The sequence below is a fragment of the Pseudomonas maioricensis genome, assembly GCF_022790535.1.
GTDB lineage: Bacteria > Pseudomonadota > Gammaproteobacteria > Pseudomonadales > Pseudomonadaceae > Aquipseudomonas > Aquipseudomonas maioricensis.
Window position 1 is genome coordinate 1 of record NZ_LOHG01000015.1, and the last position, 18,746, is coordinate 18,746.

15 protein-coding genes and 1 pseudogene are annotated in these 18,746 nt (G+C 58.1%); 8 read left to right on the top strand and 8 right to left on the bottom strand.

Going from position 1 to position 18,746, the window contains the following annotated elements; genetic code table 11:
• Positions 1–353 precede the first annotated feature (353 nt).
• Both AUC61_RS26710 and AUC61_RS26715 read left to right on the top strand, forming a co-directional pair.
• A pseudogene (locus tag AUC61_RS26710) lies at positions 354–1,124 on the top strand (MCP four helix bundle domain-containing protein); the annotation flags it as partial.
• Complete coding sequence (locus tag AUC61_RS26715) at positions 1,116–1,979, top strand: methyl-accepting chemotaxis protein (RefSeq protein ID WP_422765553.1); 864 nt, start codon at positions 1,116–1,118, stop codon at positions 1,977–1,979. The pseudogene AUC61_RS26710 and the gene AUC61_RS26715, both read left to right, overlap by 9 nt.
• A gap of 85 nt (positions 1,980–2,064) precedes the next feature.
• On the opposite strand, the gene mksF is transcribed toward AUC61_RS26715, so the two are convergent.
• Genes mksF through mksB form a run of 3 tightly spaced genes read right to left on the bottom strand, consistent with a single transcriptional unit; the run spans position 2,065 to position 6,864 of the window.
• Positions 2,065–4,896 carry an Mks condensin complex protein MksF gene (gene mksF, locus AUC61_RS20520; protein ID WP_243247977.1) on the bottom strand — a complete coding sequence of 944 codons (2,832 nt, stop codon included), beginning with the start codon at positions 4,894–4,896 and terminating at the stop codon, positions 2,065–2,067.
• Positions 4,893–5,603: an Mks condensin complex protein MksE gene (mksE, locus tag AUC61_RS20525; protein WP_027900171.1), complete on the bottom strand. Its 711-nt coding sequence runs from the start codon at positions 5,601–5,603 to the stop codon at positions 4,893–4,895. Before mksE ends, mksF begins: the two co-directional genes overlap by 4 nt.
• Positions 5,593–6,864, bottom strand: a complete 1,272-nt coding sequence (gene mksB / locus AUC61_RS20530; protein WP_243247979.1) for an Mks condensin complex protein MksB — start codon at positions 6,862–6,864, stop codon at positions 5,593–5,595. The genes mksE and mksB overlap by 11 nt, the downstream gene beginning before the upstream one ends.
• 143 nt (positions 6,865–7,007) lie before the next feature.
• Here mksB and AUC61_RS20535 point away from each other — a divergent pair, with 143 nt between their 5' ends.
• Positions 7,008–7,805, top strand: a complete 798-nt coding sequence (locus AUC61_RS20535; protein WP_243247980.1) for an energy transducer TonB — start codon at positions 7,008–7,010, stop codon at positions 7,803–7,805.
• Positions 7,798–8,250, top strand: a complete 453-nt coding sequence (gene rimI / locus AUC61_RS20540) for a ribosomal protein S18-alanine N-acetyltransferase (RefSeq protein WP_243247981.1) — start codon at positions 7,798–7,800, stop codon at positions 8,248–8,250. The genes AUC61_RS20535 and rimI overlap by 8 nt, the downstream gene beginning before the upstream one ends.
• Positions 8,251–8,446: 196 nt before the next feature.
• Here rimI and AUC61_RS20545 read toward each other — a convergent pair whose 3' ends face one another.
• Positions 8,447–8,863, bottom strand: a complete 417-nt coding sequence (locus AUC61_RS20545; RefSeq protein ID WP_243247983.1) for a serine kinase/phosphatase — start codon at positions 8,861–8,863, stop codon at positions 8,447–8,449.
• A gap of 149 nt (positions 8,864–9,012) precedes the next feature.
• Between AUC61_RS20545 and can the strand changes: the two genes are divergently transcribed.
• Positions 9,013–9,654, top strand: coding sequence for a carbonate dehydratase (can, locus tag AUC61_RS20550; RefSeq protein ID WP_122663212.1), 642 nt, complete (start codon positions 9,013–9,015; stop codon positions 9,652–9,654).
• A gap of 166 nt (positions 9,655–9,820) precedes the next feature.
• Here the strand turns inward: can and AUC61_RS20555 are convergent, their stop codons facing one another.
• The 3 genes from AUC61_RS20555 to AUC61_RS20565 all read right to left on the bottom strand — a co-directional run bounded on the left by AUC61_RS20555 (position 9,821) and on the right by AUC61_RS20565 (position 13,564).
• Entirely contained in the window at positions 9,821–10,993 is a 1,173-nt protein-coding gene (locus tag AUC61_RS20555) for a hypothetical protein (RefSeq protein ID WP_243247984.1), read from the bottom strand.
• Between the two features lie 126 nt (positions 10,994–11,119).
• Positions 11,120–12,793 (bottom strand): methyl-accepting chemotaxis protein, encoded by a 1,674-nt coding sequence (locus tag AUC61_RS20560; protein ID WP_243247985.1) that lies wholly within the window; start codon positions 12,791–12,793, stop codon positions 11,120–11,122.
• 87 nt (positions 12,794–12,880) lie between these two features.
• Positions 12,881–13,564, bottom strand: a complete 684-nt coding sequence (locus tag AUC61_RS20565) for an HD domain-containing protein (RefSeq protein WP_243247986.1) — start codon at positions 13,562–13,564, stop codon at positions 12,881–12,883.
• A gap of 147 nt (positions 13,565–13,711) precedes the next feature.
• Here AUC61_RS20565 and AUC61_RS20570 point away from each other — a divergent pair, with 147 nt between their 5' ends.
• The 3 genes from AUC61_RS20570 (at position 13,712) to AUC61_RS20580 (ending at position 17,630) form a co-directional block, all read left to right on the top strand.
• Positions 13,712–14,218, top strand: a complete 507-nt coding sequence (locus AUC61_RS20570; RefSeq protein ID WP_243247987.1) for a sigma-70 family RNA polymerase sigma factor — start codon at positions 13,712–13,714, stop codon at positions 14,216–14,218.
• Positions 14,215–15,144 (top strand): DUF4880 domain-containing protein, encoded by a 930-nt coding sequence (locus AUC61_RS20575; protein ID WP_243247988.1) that lies wholly within the window; start codon positions 14,215–14,217, stop codon positions 15,142–15,144. The genes AUC61_RS20570 and AUC61_RS20575 overlap by 4 nt, the downstream gene beginning before the upstream one ends.
• A gap of 116 nt (positions 15,145–15,260) precedes the next feature.
• Positions 15,261–17,630 (top strand): TonB-dependent siderophore receptor, encoded by a 2,370-nt coding sequence (locus AUC61_RS20580; protein ID WP_243247989.1) that lies wholly within the window; start codon positions 15,261–15,263, stop codon positions 17,628–17,630.
• A gap of 119 nt (positions 17,631–17,749) precedes the next feature.
• Here AUC61_RS20580 and AUC61_RS20585 read toward each other — a convergent pair whose 3' ends face one another.
• Positions 17,750–18,535, bottom strand: coding sequence for a sulfite exporter TauE/SafE family protein (locus AUC61_RS20585; protein ID WP_243247990.1), 786 nt, complete (start codon positions 18,533–18,535; stop codon positions 17,750–17,752).
• Positions 18,536–18,746: the final 211 nt, after the last annotated feature.

An 18,746-nucleotide genomic window follows, 5' to 3' on the forward strand; every position in this document is an offset into this window, starting at 1 on the left:
TTCACGCTTTTAGCCTGACACACCGCCTCGCAGCCTTCGGCAGCTCCTACCGGTTCACCGCTATCGGGTTGAACCGAATTCATTCGGGAAGGCTGCATGTCAGGCGATACACAAGCTGCGGCTGTACTGCCCCCTCGCGAACAAGTTCGCTCCTACCGTCCATGCGCCCACCTCGGTAGGACCGAATTCATTCGGGAAGGCTGCATGTCAGGCGATACACAAGCGACGACTGTACGCCCCCCCCTCGCGAACAAGTTCGCTCCTACCACTGCTAAATGAAACATACGAATACACCTTCATCTTCCCGCATCGCAGCCGATAGCTAGCTAACATCACTCTTTGAGTTCAGCCGTATGACACTGCGTAATCTCGGAATTGCCCTTCGCGCCGCTCTCTGTTTCTCCCTCATGGCTCTATTCGTTCTGTTCCTCGGTGTCATGAGCCTCGACAAAATGTCCGGGCTCAACAAGAACACGACTGATCTCGGTGGAGGCTGGTTGAAGTCCACTCGGCTTCTGGGGGAGTTGGCAGACACCACCTCGCGATTCCGTACCATGTCCTACTTGATCATGGTCAACCGCACACAAGCGGACATCGATAAGGCTGAGGCCCGTCTTGAGGTGTTGACCAAGAAGGCCAACAACATCGTCGCTGCTTACGCGCCTCTGGTTCGAAGCCCTGAGGAGAGCGCCAAGTTCCAGCAGTTCAAGGAAGCATTGGCTAGCTATCTGGTGGCTCAAGACAAACTGCGCCAAGCGTCACTGGCCAAACGTGACGCTGAAATTCCAGGTTTGATCAGCGGTGAACTCAAGAAGTATTCAGACCAGATGGCGCCTCTGGTAGAGGGCCTGCTGGAGATTAACAGCAAGGGCGCGGACGCTGCCGTTGCGGACTCCGCGAGTGAATACACCAGTGCACGTAACATCATCATTGCTGTTCTGGTATTGACCGCTGCACTGACCGTTCTGTTGGCCGTGATCCTGACTCGTAGCATCGTTCGTCCTCTCAGCGAGGCCGTGCGTGCCGCTGAAGACGTGGCGCGTGGCGATCTGACTACAACGGCTCAGGTGAATGGTCGTGATGAAGTCACCCGCCTGCAGCAAGCACTGCAAACCATGCAGATCAACCTGCGCGATACGCTGCAAAGAATTTCCGGCTCCGCCACTCAGGTGGCTTCCGCGGCTGAAGAGCTCAATGCGGTAACCGAGGAAGGTTCGCGATCGCTGCAGCAGCAAAATAACGAAATCGAACAAGCCGCCACTGCCGTCAATGAGATGACTGCCGCCGTCGAGGAAGTCGCCAGCAACGCCGTTAACACGTCGACTGCTTCGCAACAGTCCAGCACCTCTGCCATGCAGGGTCGTCAGCGGGTTCAGGAAACGGTCAACGCCATCCAGCAAATGACCAGCGACGTCGAAGTGACTTCCGAGCAGATCCGTAGCCTGGCTGACCAGACTCAAGATATCGGTAAGGTTCTGGACGTGATCCGCGCCATCGCTGAGCAGACCAATCTGTTGGCCCTCAACGCAGCCATCGAAGCGGCTCGCGCTGGGGAAGCCGGACGCGGTTTTGCTGTGGTTGCTGACGAAGTCCGGGCGCTTGCCCATCGCACCCAGCAGTCCACGCAAGAAATTGAAGTGATGGTCAGCGGCATTCAGCAAGGGAGCAGCAAGGCTGTTGCTTCTATGCAGAACAGCAGCAGCCGCGCTCAAAGCACTCTGGAGGTGGCTCGCAGCGCTGGTGATGCTCTTGAGGAAATCACCCGCAGCGTGGGTGAAATTTCCGACCGTAACCTGGTTATTGCCAGCGCTGCAGAAGAGCAGGCGCAAGTGTCCCGCGAAGTGGATCGTAACCTGGTCAACATTCGTGATCTGTCGCTGCAGTCAGCCGACGGCGCTCATCAGACCAATGCTGCCAGTCAGGAGCTGTCGCGTCTGGCGGTTGAGTTGAATCAGATGGTGGGCAAGTTCAAGATTTAACGAACACCGCACTAAGCCCACAAAAACAACGCCCACAAAAAAGGCCGCATTCTCATGCGGCCTTTTTTGTTCATGCGGACTCTGCTTATTCAGCCGCTTCCTCAGCGACTTCAGAAACAGTCGCCTTCACCTCATCACGGCGACGGATGTACTTCCAGTCCGCCTCATCAATGTAGATGCCGTTAGGCCCGCTGCCGCCTTCCAGGTCGATCGCCACGTGTGCCGATACTTGCGGCTTCACGCTTGCCAGAATCGGTACAAAGCCTAGTTGCAGACTCGTTTCCAGCAGCGCTGCCTGGTTCTTCTCGTCGATGTCTGCTGCTTCGTCCAGATAGTAAGGCAGTCGCACACGACCGGCCTGATCGCGATCCATCAAGTGCAGCAACAGGTACATGTTGGTCAGCGCTTTGATGGTCATCGTGGTGCCGTTTGAAGCGGCACCGTCGATGTCGGTATGGATCACTGGCTGGCCATTGACCTTGGTGATCTCGAAGGCCAATTCGAACAGATCTTTCAGACCCAGCTGGTTGTGATTCGCTGCAACCAGGCGAGCCAGGTATTCCTTGGCCTCTTCGTTCTTGTTGTCCTGCTCGGCACTCTGGCTAAGGTCAAACACCGACAGCGTTTCGCCTTCTTCGTACTGGCCAGCGCTATGGATGATCTGGTCAATGTGTTTGAGCGCTTCTTTGTTAGGCGCGAGCACGATGCGGAAGCTGGCCAGGTTGGAAACCTGACGCTTGTTGATCTCTCGGTTGAACAGGGCCAGTTGGTGTTCAAGGCTGTCGTAGTCGCTACGGATGTTACGCAACGTTCGCGCAATGTCGGTCACGGCTGCCCTGCGCGCTTTGCCCAGAGTCAGTGCTTCGTCTGTACGGTGTGCGTAAGCATTGATCAGCAGTTGCAGACGACGCTCGACGTCTTCTTCGCTGTCGAACTTGGCTACACCTTTCAGGCGCACTTGCGCATACAACGCTTCGATCTGCCCGTCGCTGCGCAGCAAACCTTGCCAGCTGTCCTGGTAATCGTTGAGCAATGGCAGCAGGTTATCCAGCGAGTCATCCACCGGGTCCATGTAAGGCGTACCGAACGGCAGGTCGGCGGGCAGCAACTGACGACGACGCAGTGCGTCATCCAGTGTGCGTTGCTTGGACTCAAGGTCGCCAATCTGGCGCGCGACCAGTTGCAGCTTGGCCGACAGTTGCTGGACGCGCTCGGTGAACGCATCGCTGGAGCGCTTCAGTTCATCCTGCGCAGCTTCCATCTGTGCCAGTTGCTCGTGCTTCTCGGGCTCTTCAGCGCTCAGGGTCTGGCAGCGACGGAAGTCTTCCAGCGCTTTCTGTGCGTCCAGCACCTGCTGATACAAGGCCTCAGTCTGAGTCTTGCTGGCTGCGCGGTCAGAGGCGACGGCCTGTTGGGTCTTGAGCTGTTTCAGCTCTTTCTCAAGGCGTTCTTTCTGATCACGCAATGCGGCACGGTCTGCCAGCGCCTGCAGGGCAGGCGGCTCGATGTTGGTCAGATTGATCGATAGACCCGGCACCTGGAACTGCTCGCCTTTGAAGCTATCAAGGATGGCTTCGAGAGATTTGACCCAAGCGTCACCATCATCCAGCGCGATACCTTGCTCACCCAGTGGCAAGCTGAACAGGGCGCTATTGAAGAGGCGCATCAAGCGCTCTACGTCAGGCTGCGAGAATTCTTCGCGCAGGCGTGCATAGCTGTTGTTGTCAGCATGATCGAGTTGCTGCTTCACCGACTTCAGGCGCTTTTCCAGATCGCGCAGACGCTCGTCCAAATCTTCGGCGCTGAATTGACGGGATTGCGCCAACGCACCGGCCAGTTCGTCGTGAGCATCTTTGGCGGCCAGCAACTGTTGTTCCAGCACTTTGGCGTCATCGACCAGCGCGAAGCGATTCTTGAGGACCGCCAGTTCGCCGATCCAGCGTTGAATACTGCTGATTTCACGCTCCAGACGCATCAGCTCCTGAGTGCCACCACGCTGATCGTTCTGCAGTTCGTCCTGCTGGCTGCGGTAATGCTCGGCCTGGATGACCAGCTCTTCCTTGCGTGCGCTGGAATAGTCCAGCCAGGTGCCGAGCAACGAGTCGAGCAGGGGTGACAGGCGATGCAGCTTGCCGCGCAACAGATCACGCTGAGCGACGCCAGCAGCCAGGGCTTCGACCAACGGGCCCGCCTTGACCAGCGAGTTGTAGTCCTGCTCCATGCGTCGCACGTCGCGGAACGCTTCTTCACACGCAGCGATGTAATCCACACTGCCGGAACGCAGGCTGTGTTCAAAAGCATCAAGGAACAGCTGCTTGAGCTTGGCGGCGGTGATTTCGCGCATGTGCAGCAAGTTGATGAACAGCGCCCGGAACGTCTTCAGGCTCTGTTCACTGGTGGAGCGCAGTGGAATCAGCGTCAGGTCCAATGGAATCGACGTGTGACCGCCCACCAGCAAACGACGCAGCTCATCAGGCTTGAGTTCGTAAGCTTTCAGGCCCTGGCTTTCCAGGTTGCTGAAGAGCTCTTTCTGACGCAGGCAGGTGTCGTTCTTCTGGTAGTGCCCCAGATCCAGCTTGCCCGCATAGGCAAAGAACTGGTGGCCGAAACCGCCACCTGGGCCACGTCCGACCACACCTATGACGTGCGGACCGTGGGGCAGGGATACTTCAACCAGAATGTAACTGGTGTCCGAGGCGAAGTAGAACTTGCGCGATTGCTCCAGGCTGTACTTGCCGAAACTCATGTCCGACATGCGCGCCAGAATCGGGAACTGCAGTGCGTTGATCGAGGCGCTCTTGCCGAGGTTGTTGGCCCCGTACACCGACAACGGGTGCTCCAGCGGGAACAGCCCAAGGCTGTAACCGGCGGTGTTCAGCAGGGCAAAGCGGCGGATGCCGTAGCGTTCCTGGCTCATGCATCCATCTCCTGTTGCTCGTCAGCGATCGCGCGGGCCAGAGCCTGCTCTTCGGTTTCTTCCACGTCTTCGAATTCGGCGAGGTCCAGTGGGTCATCGGTTTGCAGCAGCTTTTCATCGCTGTCTTCGTCGATCAGGACTGGCACTGGCAATGGCAGCACACTGTGCAGGCTGGCGGCCAGATCGCGGTCCTGTTGTACCGAGAGACAAACGTCGAGGAAGCGATGCATCGGCGGCAGGAAGCGGTAGATGCCGGTTTCTTCAGCAGCGAAACCCAACTGTGTCATGCGGCGCATGATTTTCTCTTCCAGCTCGTCCTGGGTCTGCACTTCGGCCTGCAAAAACAGATCGCGGTACTTCTCCAGCATTGACGGCAATTCATCACGGCCAAGGCTGCCGCCGTCCAGCACGGCTACCGGGTCGCGACCCTGGTCGGCAAGGTGTTCAACCAGAATGAACGTGAACAGCGCCAGACGTTGTGCGGTCTTGTTGACCTGAGCGGCGGCCTGGTCAGGAACGAAATAATAAAACCCGCGTGTATCGCAAACCAGTTCGAACCCCAGCGCCTTGAACAGCGTGCGGTATTGATCCTGTGCGTTGGACAACTGCGCGTACAGCTCCGGATCACGGCGGCTGATGTGAAAACCTTTGAACAGCTCGCGGAAGATCGGCGCGAGCTGGGACATTTCGGAAAGATCAAGATGCATTGGCTGGGTTCCCCGTTTGCTCATCACTGCTGGAGAGCAGGGCGAAGGAGCGCAGGCTGACCTGGTGCTCCTGGGTAAAGTAGTCACGACGCTCCAGGCGTTCGCGGGTAAAGCGTTTCTCGCGGGACAGGCGCGAGAACCAGTAGAGCAATTCGTCAGTAGCGCCCGTCGGTTCCTGTTCCAGCAACCAGACCATCAGGTCAGGCATTGGCAGGGCGTCTTCGCAACGTTCGAGCATTTCCTTGACCGTGCGCGGCGCTTGCGGTGAATCACCTTTGCGTTTGCCGCCACCGGCCTTGGGAAACTTCGCCGGTTTCGGTTCGAAGCGGGCCAGTGCATAAACGTAGGCCTCGACCTGGTTTGCGCTGCCGAGAAAGGTGCTCTGCGGACGGGTGAACATCGGCATCGCCGCTTGCGGCACAGCATCGATGCCTTTACGGCGAATAGCCGACAAGGCCAACGCCGCGCCACGGGTGACTGCGTTGTGGCGGCGGGCTTCTTCGCGCAGCGGTAGCAACAGTTCGCGAGCATGACGCAGCGTCAACTGAGCGCTGGTCTGCATTTCGAGGATGCGCGCGTGGGTGCGCAGCAGCATATCGTCGTCGACCAGTTGGCCCAGGCGTTGCTGTTCGGTCAGCAAGCGCAACAGCACGTTCTCGACCTTGCGCACGCCTTGTTCGAAAGCGCCGTCCGCGTTTACCAGTTGAATCATCGGCTCGACGTATTCGTCCCAGGTGGCCAGCACTTCTGCATAACGCTGACGCAGCGGGATCTGGCGGTCACTGGTCTTGGCCCGATCGGCAACACCGACAAGAGCCTGTTCGTCATTGGCGAGCTTTTTCAGGACGTCGCGCACACGCATGTCCAGCAAACGCAGCTGCCGGGCGAGGTCGTTGGCGTCGCGGATATCAAAGGCGTCCTGAATATAGCCAGCCAGCCGCTCCAGATGGCGCAGATAGGCTTCGATTTCCAGGCACAGGCCCAAACGGTGTTCACGGCGCAGATAGGACAGGAAGTCATGAATCTGCGCATTGAGTTCAAAACGGTTGGGGCTTTTCGCCACTGGTACGAGGATATCCAGGCGAATCCACACATCCAGCAGGTTGGTGATGTCCTGCGGGGTGCTGTCCAGTTGCTGTGCGGCCAGCTGCAAGCGCAATTCGCTCAGGCTCAAAGTACCCTGGTCGAAATGTTCGCACAGTGGCTCAAGAAGCGCCCAGTGTTCGGCAAGGGCGCGCAAGACGCGCTTGGGTTCGATCATTGGAAGGCCGACTGTTGGTAAATAAAAGCGGCGATTGTACTGCATCGCACGCCTCAAATTTCATCTCCGGGCGATCAACTGCGGCGGGAATTGGCGAAGAGTTGTAGAATCGCCGTCCTAACTTATCCACAGGTGGCTGACCTTTGCTCAACGAGTCCCGCCGCCGCGCTTATTTGACCGCCATGCAGGTGGTCAATTGGCTGCCGCGCACCGAACTGCCTTTTGCGGCTCCGTCACGTCCGGAGCTGCTGGCACCGCTTGCGCCACAGGTTGAACCGGTGGTGGATATCGCGGTGCCTGAAGCTGCGGTCAATCAGGTGGCGACTCCGGTTGCGGCTAGCCCGGCTCCGGTTGTACGGCCGAAGATCGAAGTGCCAAAACCTGCTCAGGCTACGGCTCGCAAACCTGCCGTCACCGAGGACGAGGCTGCTCCGGCACCGGTCAAGGCTGTAGTCACACCGCCACCGCGTTTTTCACTGCAGTTGTTACGTGCCGGGCGTTGCCTGTTGTTGGTGGAGTTGCCCACAGGTCAGCCCTTCCAGAGTCGTGATCCGGCTTATCTGCTGCTCAAGGACATGCTGCGTGCCGCCGGTCTGCCGGACAGCCCGCAGATCATCGGCGAGCCGGTGCGCTGGCCGCTGTTGAGCCGTGGCCAGATGGATCAGGGGCCTGAAGCGGCGCGTGATTTCGTGCAGGGGTTTGTCTCAGCCCGTCTGGAGGAGGCGCCCTGTGCCTGCTTGTGGCTGATCGGTCTGCCGTCGGTGCGCTTTGCCGGGGAGGCCAATGCCGAGGCGTATAACAGTGAACTCGAGGTTGAAGGCCTGGGTTCTGCCTGGGCGTTGCCGGGTCTTGAATTACTGATGGACGAGCCGCAACGCAAGGCCGATGTCTGGAAAGCCATGCGTCGGCTGATGGCGCGCTGGAAACCGATAGATGAGTGACGCAATAAGCTTCCGCCCGATGACCGAGGCGGATCTGGACGCTGTACTGAAGATCGAATACGCAGCGTTCAGCCATCCATGGACACGCGGCATCTTTCTCGACGGCCTCAAGTCTTACGAAATATGGCTGATGTTCGAAGGCAACCAGCAAGTCGGTCACGGCGTGGTGCAGGTCATCATCGATGAAGCCCACCTGCTCAACATTACCGTCAAACCTGAAAGCCAGGGCCGCGGTCTTGGACTGCGTTTACTCGAACACCTGATGTCACGGGCTTACCAGTTGAATGCCCGGGAATGCTTCCTCGAACTGCGTGACAGCAACCGCGCGGCGTACCGTCTCTACGAGCGCTTTGGCTTCAACGAAATCGGCCGCCGCCGGGATTACTATCCGGTGGCCGGCGGCCGCGAAGACGCGCTGGTCATGGCGTGTACGTTGTTTGAGTAATCCGCACTCCTGACCATGCGCATCTCCCGGTAGGACCGAATTTATTCGGGATGGCGGTATTTCGAGCGACACATAGACTGCGGATATACCGGCCTCTTCGCGAATGAATTCGCTCCCACGGATGTGGCGGCATGTCGTAGGACCGGCTAAAGCGCAACGCCGCCTGGCCAGTCCTGCGAGTTTTGGGCGCCTGAGGTTACTCGCGCTTCTCAGGCTTCCCATCCAGCGGATCCAGCCGACCCAGCTCGGCCTCATCCAGACCATCCCCCCCACCAATGTCATCTTCATCCACTACCGTGAGATTGAAATCGGCGGGGCTGTCTTCGCCTTCTTCGTCGCCCGAGCGTGCACCGTCTTCACGGATCAGGATTTCAGGGTCCAGATCATCGTCAGTCGGGTGGTGATCCGGGGTCGAAGCGCCGGTTAAGCCTGCTTCGCGTACGCGCTGCTCCGGAATCTCGTGGCTAAGCTCATCTTCAGGGATCAAGTCACCGATGCGTGCATCGTCGCCTTTGTCGTCGAAGTTCAGCTCACGCATGGAGCCCATTCGATCTTCGTTATCGTCAATCGGCTCGGGTTGGGTTGCACCGTAAGGGCGGCGGGAGTCATTCATGGCGAATCCTCGTTATTCAGGGGCGTGAAAGGTGGACCGGCACCTATCCTGAAGATTCCTTCTGCTTGCACGAGCGGAGGCTGAAAATGAGTAGTGACCCGGATTGCCGAGCCCCAGTCATAAGCTGGCACATCTTCGAGGTATGACACATGAACGAGCTACAAGACCTGATCGACAACAACGAACGTTGGGCAGACGCGATCACCAAGGAAGATCCTGAGTTTTTTGCCAAGCTGGCACGCCAGCAGACCCCGGAATTCCTATGGATAGGTTGCTCGGACGCTCGCGTACCTGCTAACGAGATCGTCGGCATGTTGCCGGGTGATCTGTTCGTGCATCGCAACGTCGCCAACGTCGTGCTGCACACCGATCTCAATTGCCTTTCAGTGATCCAGTACGCAGTCGACGTGCTGAAGGTCAAACACATCCTGGTGACCGGCCACTACGGTTGCGGTGGCGTAAGGGCTTCGATGCAGGACCGCCAGTTGGGTCTGATTGATGGCTGGTTACGTTCGATTCGCGACCTGTACTACGAAAACCGCGAAACCCTCGCCAAGCTGCCTACCGAGGAAGAACGCGTTGACCGCATGTGCGAGCTGAACGTTATCCAGCAAGTGGCGAACGTCGGCCATACCAGCATTGTGCAAAACGCCTGGCATCGCGGGCAGAGCCTTTCGATCCATGGTTGTATCTACGGCATCAAGGACGGCCGCTGGAAAAGCCTGAACGCGACGATCAGCGGCTTCGAACAACTGCCGCCGCAGTATCGTTTGCGTCCGTTGGGGGAGTAAGTAGCGTCTGGACATAAACCGGCCCTGTAGGAGCTCACCGAGGTTACGAGGCCAGCGATCGCGGTGTATCTGACACACCGCAATCGCTGCCTCGCGTTGCTCGCGAGCTCCTACAGGTCCGTGTGTTTTTGTGAGTCAGCGTGGTGTCTGCGGCACCGCGCGTGATTTACATATACGGATGAACCGCTGGCGCTGTCAGCGGCTTCTGCAGCTGTTTGAGTGAGCGCGATACCGTCCCGGATGTGCACTTGGCGTCGGCGTCGGCCTGGCTCAGTTTGCGCACGTCGGTGTAGAACAGCACACAGGTTTTGATTTTATTGGTCACCTGCCAGTTCTGCGTGCAACTGTTCAGCGTCGCCTTTGGATCCGCACCCGGCTTCTGGCCCATACCAGCCTGCCAGCAGGCCGCACTCAAATCCTGCCCCATGACCGCCAGACCGGCCGCATCTGCCTTGGCCTCATCGCCGCCATAGTTGGATTTGTCAGCTGCGTACCAGATGTAACTCGGATGGTTGGAGCCCAGCACGGGTACGGTTTGCCCTGGCGTCGGACTGATCGTCGCCAAACCCAGCACCGGCACGCTCGCCGAGTACTGCTGCTTGATCCAGTTACGTACCGGGGCGCCGAACGCAACCATCGGCAACGATGCACCGCCAGTGGTCTGACTCAGCTGTTTGACCATCGTGGTCTGGTAATCCTGGAAGAAGCTGTACACACCTTCCAGCGAACTACCCGCTGAAGCAGGCGCTGCAATCGGCGCGATATCGATGATGGTTTGATAGGCCGGCGTCTGTGCCAGTGGGATGCCGTTATAAGACAGCAACTGCGCCCAGCGGTCGGTGGTATTGGACTTCAGATAATCCTGAGCCTGGGTCAGCGAATAATCGGGTGGGAAATGCAGCAGCTCGACGCTTTTCCGATTCTCCAGGGCCATGCCCAACGGCAGGAACAAATACCAGTTGTACTGCCACTTGTCAGGGCCGGAGGCGAGGAGTTTTTGTGCGCCGCTGTAGGCCAGGTCACCCGCGTCCAGCAGTTGTGTCAGGGGTTTGTCGTAACCGTCCGGTACACCGCTGATCTGCGCATAGACCACATCGCCATCGCTGGTCACGCTGACTTTGCCGCTATAGCCATCACGCTGAACGCTTTGAGTCAGGTAATGCTCGACGGTCTGTTCCAGCGTCCAGTTGCGATAACAGATGACGTTGCAGTTGTTGGGGAAGGCGAAGAGTTGGGTCACGCGCTCCCTGCTACCCAGTTTGACGTTTACATCGGCCTGCACCAGCGATCCGAAGGTGAGGGTGGCAAGTGTCGCAGTCCATACAGCGGCTTTCAGCATGCTCATATCCTTTTTGGCAATCTGCCCCGAGGTTTCGGGTCGCTTCAATATTGAAGCAATGTGCCATTACGAATAAACGGGGGGCAGCAAATATATTTACTGCCCAAGCATGATGTGTGGATGCAATCAGAGCACAAACCGCTGAACCATCAGGTTCAAATCTGTTGCGAGCACCGACAAAGCGTTGCTGGCCGCCGTGGTCTGGTGCGCGCCTGATGCGCTTTGAGTTGACAGATCGCGAATGCTGCTGAGGTTGCGGTCCACTTCACCAGCTACCTGTGCCTGTTGCTCGGCTGCACTGGCAATCAGCAGGTTGCGGTCATTGATGGTAGAGGTCGAGCTGATAATCACCGTCAGTGCCTCGCCGGTGGCAGCAGCCTGTTCAAGTGTCACGCTGGCTTGATTGGCCGTCAGCCGCAGCGCCTGGGCGGTTTCCTGGGTACTTTGTTGCACGCTGTTGATCAGCCCCTCGATTTCTGTGGTCGACGCGCTGGTGCGCTGTGCCAGCGAGCGAACTTCGTCGGCGACCACGGCAAACCCGCGTCCTGCTTCACCCGCGCGCGCGGCTTCGATGGCAGCATTGAGCGCGAGCAGGTTGGTCTGGTTAGCGATGGCGCGGATCACATCGAGGATTTTGCTGATGCTCAAGGTCCGCTCGGCAAGCCCTTCAGCCTGGTGTGAAGTGTCCAGCACATTGCCGGTCAGTTCTTTGATCGAGCCAATCGTGTCGGCCAGGCGAAGCTTGCCGTTGGCCGCCGCTTCGTTAGAGGCCAGGGATTCGGTCGCCGTATTGCTGGCATTGCTGGCAACTTCCATCGCCGCCTGGCTCATTTGATTGACGGCAACAGCAGCCTGTTCGATTTCGCTGTTCTGCATTTTCAGGTTTTCCGCACCCGACTCGGCAATGCTGCTCATCTCCTGCACCGATTGCGAAAGCTGGTTCGCGGCTGCGTAGATCTGCTCGATGGTCGAGTGCAGATTGCCGCGCATACGGCCGAGCATGTTCAACAACTGAGCGGTTTCGTCCTTGCCCTCGGGGATCGTCTGCGGGCTCAAGTCACCATCGGCAATGGTGCTGGCGATTTTCAAGGCCTGACGTACCGGACGAATGATGCTGACACTCAGGCGCCAGGCCAGCAGCAAGGTCATGGCGAGCACTGCGGCAATGACGCTCAGGGCAATGATGCGTGTCTGGGCGTAGCTGGCGCTGGCGTTGTCGACCGCCGTCGCCGCGCTTTGCTTGTTGAGCTCGCGTAATAACTGCACCTGCATGTCCATCAGGTCGCCCTGCAGGGACAACATGGTATTGGCCAGCATGCGGGCGTCTTCAATCTTGCGCTGCTCGATCAGCGCGATCTCGTCATAAAGGCCGGGGATGAATGCTTTGTAGGCGTCCTGCAACGCCACGAGAGAATCTCGCTCGGTGGCGTCCTTTACGTGAGCGAGATAGTCGGCGAAGCCTTTTTCGGCATCATTCTTCAGCGTTTCGACGTTGATCTTGCTGGTAACAACCGCGCCGGGGTCGTCAGCATTGGCGATCAGACGAATGCTTTCGCTGCGCATTTTGACCAGTGTGATCGCCAGCGCATCGGCCATGGAGATGCTGGGCAGCGAGCCGCTTTCTACTGTTTCACCTTGTTTGCGGATCTCCTGCATCTGGAACAGGCAGAACGCTCCCAACGCGACCGTGAGTAATGAGGTGATGCCGAAACACAGCACCAGACGCTGAGTGATCTTGAAGCGCCGCAAGACTGTGATCCCGGAACGTCGACGCAAAATGGCAGGCAATAATTTTTTCACTGAGGCTAAAACCCAATCGATAGAAACATCGGAGACTGGGTTATAGGGCAGTTCTGTGATGTCTTTGTGACATCGCAAAGTTTGACGTCAAATTTCCGATGAGTCGTTCGGCTCAGAGGTTGGCGGCGCAGCCACTTCCTGCATCAGTTCATCCAGAAAGCGCTTCATGCGTGCGTGCCGCACTTGCGCCAATCGCGCGCCTGTTGCGGTCTGGAAGCCGTCGCTCAGCTTGAAAAGCTTGGTGTGAAAGTGATCCACGGCAAAGCGCTTGTCATCGTAATCACGATGCGACGCGTGTGGATCCTGCGGGTCGTATAGCTCACCGCCCATTCGCCCGGAAACGTAGAACATGCGGGCTACGCCAATCATCCCCAGTGCATCGAGCCGGTCAGCGTCCTGAAGGATTTTCGCTTCGAGTGTTCTCGGGGTAATCGCTGCCGAAAAGCTGTGCGCTTCAACGGCATGGGCCACGGCGTCGATGCGTTCTTCGCCCCAGCCCATTTCGGTAAGCAGATCCGTAGCCTTGACTGCTGCCAGCCGTGAAGCACTGGACCGGAAAGGGGAGTTCTTCTCCACGGATACGCAGTCATGCAACAACGTGGCAGCGATCAGGATTTCCGGATCGCCGCCTTCTACGTCACGAATCGCGCAGACGTTGCTCCACACCCGCTGCAAGTGCGAAGTGTCATGAGAGCCGTCGACTTTTTCGGCCACGGTGTGCGGCAGTAGGAAAGTGGCGAGATCCTGAAAGGGGGCGAAGGCGTCAGTCATCAGCGGTACCGCTAAGCATGAGTGTAATGACAGCATTGCAGATAAACAGGCCTGGGCAAATATCCGCTGTCATTCGCCGCTTCAAACGTATTGCCAAGCCATTTACAAGCCTGCATCATTTGTTAATGATTTTCATTGGCAATCAAGATGTCCCACACTCTGCAACGTCGTAATGCTGCGCTTGTTCACCTGTTTGGCGAGCATCATGGCTGGCTGCTGGATCGCCTGCGCGCGCGAATTGGCTGTCGCCATGACGCCGCAGACATGGCTGCCGAAACTTTTGCACACGTGGTTGCGCTGCCCGATACGCAAGCGATTCGTGAACCCAGAGCCTTGCTGACGACGATTGCCAAAAGATTGATATTCGCCAGTTGGCGTCGGCGTGACCTGGAGCGAGCTTATCTCGAGTCGCTGGCCGCCGAACCCGAGCTATTTGAGCCATCTGCCGAAGCACGTTACCTGATGATGGAGGCTTTGCTGGAGGTTGATCAATTGCTCAACGGCCTTTCCTCCAAGGCCAGGGTTGCCTTTCTATACAGTCAGCTGGACGGTTGGACCTACGCCCGGATCGGAACCGAGTTGGGCGTGTCAGCACCCCGGGTCCATCAGTATGTGGTCCAGGGTCTCAAAGCCATCTGTGCGGTCCAACGATGAACGAACTGCCTGCGGCCCTCGAACAGGCCATCGAATGGCACGCGCGCCAGGCCTCCGGACAATTCACTGAGGGGGAACTTCGTGCGTTTGAGCGCTGGCTTGCGGCTGATCAATCCCATGCTGCGGCATGGAACGGTCTGCGTACCCGGCTTGATCAGACGTTCTCGCATTTGTCTGGCAGCCGTGCCCGTCAGGTATTGAGCGCCGGCACGAGTCGTCGCCATCTACTGCGGGGTGCGTTGGCTGTCGGCGGCTGTACGCTGACCGCACGACTGTTGACCTGGCCTGGCATGCCGCTGGACAGGCTCACGGCGGATGTCGCGACCGCCAATGCGCAGCGCCAGACATTGGTTCTGGTCGATGGCTCCAGCCTGACCCTCAACGCAGAAAGTGCTATCGATGTGAATTTCACCGCGAGCATACGCAGCGTGCGCTTGCTGCGTGGAGACCTCATGGCGCGTATCGAAGCGCAAGACCGGCCCTTCCAGTTGGGATGCCGTGACGGCAGTGTGCAGTTAACCTCTGGTCAGTGTGTGCTGAGCCAGTATCAGGATCACACGCAGTTTTGGCTGAAAGCCGGCACAGCACAGATCCGCTCGCAGCGTCAGACGCTGGTTCTGACCGCCGGGCAGGGCGCGCGTCTTGATGGGCTGGGTGTCCATCCATTGCCGGTCAGTCAGACAGACCCCGGTGCCTGGGTGCGTGGGCTACTGGAGGTCAGTGATCAATCCCTCGCAGAGGTTGTCGACCGGTTACGTCCCTACAGAAGCGGAGTTTTGCAGGTTTCCGATGCTGCGGCGTCGCTGCGTATTTCCGGCGTATTCAATCTGGATAACAGCGATCAGGCACTGGCAGCCTTGAAAGATATTCTGCCACTGCGCATTGATCACTACTGGGGGCTATGGACCCGGATTGATCGGGTTTGAACGCCTGCTGAAAAATAAATCACAGGAGCCCTTAACAAATCGCCACCTCACTCTACAGAACAGGTAAAGGCGCCAGATTGCGCGCTCCGTTTTGCCAGCGAGGTTGAGCATTGCCCATGCGTCCATCACTTGTTACTCCATTGTTCATGACCTTGGCGGTCGCCGTTTCGGTGAGCGCTCAGGCTGCTGACACTCTGTATGACTTCTCTGTACCTGCCGGGCCATTGACTGGCGCGCTCATTCAGATCGGCCAGCAGAGTTCGCGGCAGATTTTGTTCATACCGGCTGATGTTGCCCAGCGTGTTTCTGCGCCAGTGAGCGGCCGGATGAGTGCTGCGGCGGCGGTTGAGCGTGCGTTGCAGGGTAGCGGTCTGCGCTTGCAGATCACCGCCAGTGGCGCATTGAGCGTGCAGCCTGTACCGAGCGAAGGCATGACGCTGGAGGCGATCAGTATCAATGCTGCGACTGCAGGAGATGGCAGCAACGGTGAGCAAGCGGGGTACGTCGCACGGCGCAGCAGTGTGGGAACCAAAACCGATACGTCATTGCTGGAAACCCCGCAATCAGTGTCGGTGGTGACACGTGCCGAAATGGACCAACGCAAGAGCGACAATATTTCTGACGCGCTCAAGTACACCCCGGGTTTTACCAGTCAGCCGAGCGGCTTCAGTCGCACTGCCGATGATTACACGCTGCGCGGCTTCAACGTAGGCGCGGGTACTGGCGGCATCCTTCGCGACGGTATGAAACTACAGTCCAACCCTTACGACGGCAGCGTTGAAGCCTATGGCCTTGAACGTGTCGAAGTGCTCAAAGGCGCGTCGTCGGTGCTTTACGGTCAGCTGTCACCGGGTGGCATGATCAATACCGTCAGCAAGCGCCCGACGGACACCCCCGTGCATGAAATTGGCGTGGAGTTCGGCAACCATGATCGACGGCAGTACACCTTCGATCTCGGTGGGCCGCTGGACGATCAGGGCCAGTTCAGTTACCGCCTGACCGGCTTGTGGCGCGACAGTGATACCCAGGTCGACCACGTTGATGATGATCGGCGTTACATCGCTCCGGCCATCACCTGGCGTCCCGATGAGGACACCTCATTGACCGTGCTGGCCAGCCATCAGGAAACCTATACCGGTTTCGCCCCGCCCACCAGTTATCGCATGACGACTTACAGCTCAACGCCGGGTTACAAGATTGGTCGTGATCAATTCACCGGTGAGCCAGGCTACGACCATTTCAATAACCGTATGGACACCCTTGGTTACCTGTTCAGCCACGACTTCAATGAGAACCTGAAGGTCAATCACAGCCTGCGTTACTTTCAGGCGAACACCGACTGGAATTATCTGATTCCGTTCTCCATCGTCGGCTCTAATCTGCTTCGACGTTACAGCGAGCGAGAAGAACGTTCGACCGGCTGGACGACTGACAACAATGTGCAGTACACCTTCGAGAGCGGAAACTGGAAACACACTCTGCTCGCGGGCGTTGATTACTACCACAAGACCTATGATTCGCATCGCTACATCAGCGGCACGCTGGCGCAGTTCGCGCCCCCCTTGAATCTGGCCAACCCGGTGTATACCGGGGTCGGAGCCAACACTGCCGCAGACAGTGGCTCGGATCTGCACAGCGCCCAGTCAGGGATTTACCTGCAGGACCAGATCACCTTCGATGATAAGTGGGTGCTGCTGTTGGGTGGCCGACAGGATTGGGCGGAGAGTCGAACCACCAGTCATGCTGATGACAGCCGTCAATCGCGCAATGACAAGAAGGCTACCGGGCGCATCGGCCTGGTTTACCTCGCCGAAAACGGTTTGGCTCCTTATGTGAGCTACAGCCAGTCCTTCCAGCCTGCGAGTGTCAGCAACCCGGCTTTTGGCAACGCGTTTGCGCCGCTTGAGGGTGAGCAATACGAGTTGGGGCTGCGCTATCAGCCGCCTGGCACCGAGACGATGCTCAGTGCGGCGGTGTATCAGCTCACTCAGGACAATGCGCTTAGCTACGATGCTGCCAGCGCGACCTATGTGCAGTACGGGAAAACCCGTTCAAAGGGACTGGAACTGGAGGCCAAGACCGAGGCCACTGACAACCTGACGCTGACAGCGGGCTATGCCTATACCGACTCGCACGTCATTGAAGATCAGGCAGCGACTAACGTCGGCAAACGTATCGAAGGTGTTCCGTATCACAGCGCCAGTGTGTGGGCGAGCTATCGTCTGGGCGCATTCGGTATTCCGCAAATGCGCGTAGCTGCGGGCGCTCGTTACATCGGCACGACCCGCGCTACGCCGACAGACTACGAAGGCAAGATCGGCGCTTACACCTTGGTCGATGCGCTGGTCAGTTATGAAATCGGCAAGCACTGGGAGGTGGCCGCCAAGGCGCAGAACCTCGCGGACCGTAAATATCTATACTGCAACACAACCTGCCGATATGGCGATGAGCGAAGCCTGATTGGCTCAGTGAGTTATCGCTGGTAGCCAACACGCAAGCTAATGGATTGAAATGCATTTTCTGTAGGAGCTGCCGAAGGCTGCGAAGGATTTATCCTGACACGCCGCCATTCGCAGCCTGCGGCAGCTCCTACAGAAGTCGTGAATCAGAAAACCAGCTTGTACCCGATAAACGCCAGCATGATTGCCAGGCATGGACGCAGGATGTCGTCCGAGACCCGGCCGGAAAGGTGGCTGCCCAGATAAATTCCCGGCAGCGAACCCAGCAGCAGGAACCCCAGAATCCCCCAATCCATGTTGCCCATACCGGCGTGTCCCAGACCTGCAACTAGCGTCAGCGGGACGGCGTGGGCGATTTCTGTGCCCACCAGTCGGCGAGTGGCGAGGAAGGGATAAAGGATAAACAGCGCGACAGTACCCAGCGCACCGGCGCCAATGGACGTCAGGGCGACCATCGTGCCGAGAATCAGGCCGGTCACCACGGTCAGCGCGTTCAGGCTCTTGCCGCTTGGGTTGTAGTTACCACCTGCCCGGTTGTGGGCAAATGCGAGCAGGCGTTTTTTGAAGAACACCGCCGCAGCGGTCAGCAGCAGGACGACACCCAATGCCTGCTTGATCACCGCGTTCATGGCCTCTGGAGCCGCGTGCAGGGTGCTGAGGAACCACAGCGTCAGCAGCACCGCCGGGACACTGCCCATGGTCAGCCAGCCGGTGATTTTCCAGTCGATGTTGTCGTTTCTTTTATGAACCCAGACACCGCCTGACTTGGTGATGGCTGCATACAAGAGGTCAGTGCCAACGGCCGTGGCCGGGTTTACGCCGAACCAGAGCAGGATCGGCGTCATCAGCGAGCCGCCGCCCACACCCGTCATGCCCACGATGAAGCCCACAATCAGACCCGCAACCACTAACCCCAAACCACCAAAATCCATTACTGCTTCCCACAACAAAAAGGGCGACTGTCAGAAAAAACTGGCGGGCAGCATAACGACGTTTTTAGGGATTTCTTATATCGATACGGTCTATCGATATATCTTTATTACATCAGACCCTGTAGTAGCGCACGAGCACCGCGAGGCCGCGAGAGCGGTGTACCAGACAGAACGCCATCGCTGTAAACATAGGACCTGTAGGAGCTGCCGA

Coding starts and splice junctions, on each gene's coding strand:
- AUC61_RS20570 (WP_243247987.1), top strand. CDS start 13,712: ATGTCCCACACTCTGCAACGTCGTAATGCTGCGCTTGTTCACCTGTTT.
- can (WP_122663212.1), top strand. CDS start 9,013: ATGAACGAGCTACAAGACCTGATCGACAACAACGAACGTTGGGCAGAC.
- AUC61_RS20580 (WP_243247989.1), top strand. CDS start 15,261: ATGCGTCCATCACTTGTTACTCCATTGTTCATGACCTTGGCGGTCGCC.
- mksB (WP_243247979.1), bottom strand. CDS start 6,864: ATGATCGAACCCAAGCGCGTCTTGCGCGCCCTTGCCGAACACTGGGCG.
- rimI (WP_243247981.1), top strand. CDS start 7,798: ATGAGTGACGCAATAAGCTTCCGCCCGATGACCGAGGCGGATCTGGAC.
- AUC61_RS26715 (WP_422765553.1), top strand. CDS start 1,116: ATGCAGATCAACCTGCGCGATACGCTGCAAAGAATTTCCGGCTCCGCC.
- AUC61_RS20575 (WP_243247988.1), top strand. CDS start 14,215: ATGAACGAACTGCCTGCGGCCCTCGAACAGGCCATCGAATGGCACGCG.
- AUC61_RS20555 (WP_243247984.1), bottom strand. CDS start 10,993: ATGCTGAAAGCCGCTGTATGGACTGCGACACTTGCCACCCTCACCTTC.
- AUC61_RS20565 (WP_243247986.1), bottom strand. CDS start 13,564: ATGACTGACGCCTTCGCCCCCTTTCAGGATCTCGCCACTTTCCTACTG.
- mksF (WP_243247977.1), bottom strand. CDS start 4,896: ATGAGCCAGGAACGCTACGGCATCCGCCGCTTTGCCCTGCTGAACACC.
- mksE (WP_027900171.1), bottom strand. CDS start 5,603: ATGCATCTTGATCTTTCCGAAATGTCCCAGCTCGCGCCGATCTTCCGC.
- AUC61_RS20545 (WP_243247983.1), bottom strand. CDS start 8,863: ATGAATGACTCCCGCCGCCCTTACGGTGCAACCCAACCCGAGCCGATT.
- AUC61_RS20585 (WP_243247990.1), bottom strand. CDS start 18,535: ATGGATTTTGGTGGTTTGGGGTTAGTGGTTGCGGGTCTGATTGTGGGC.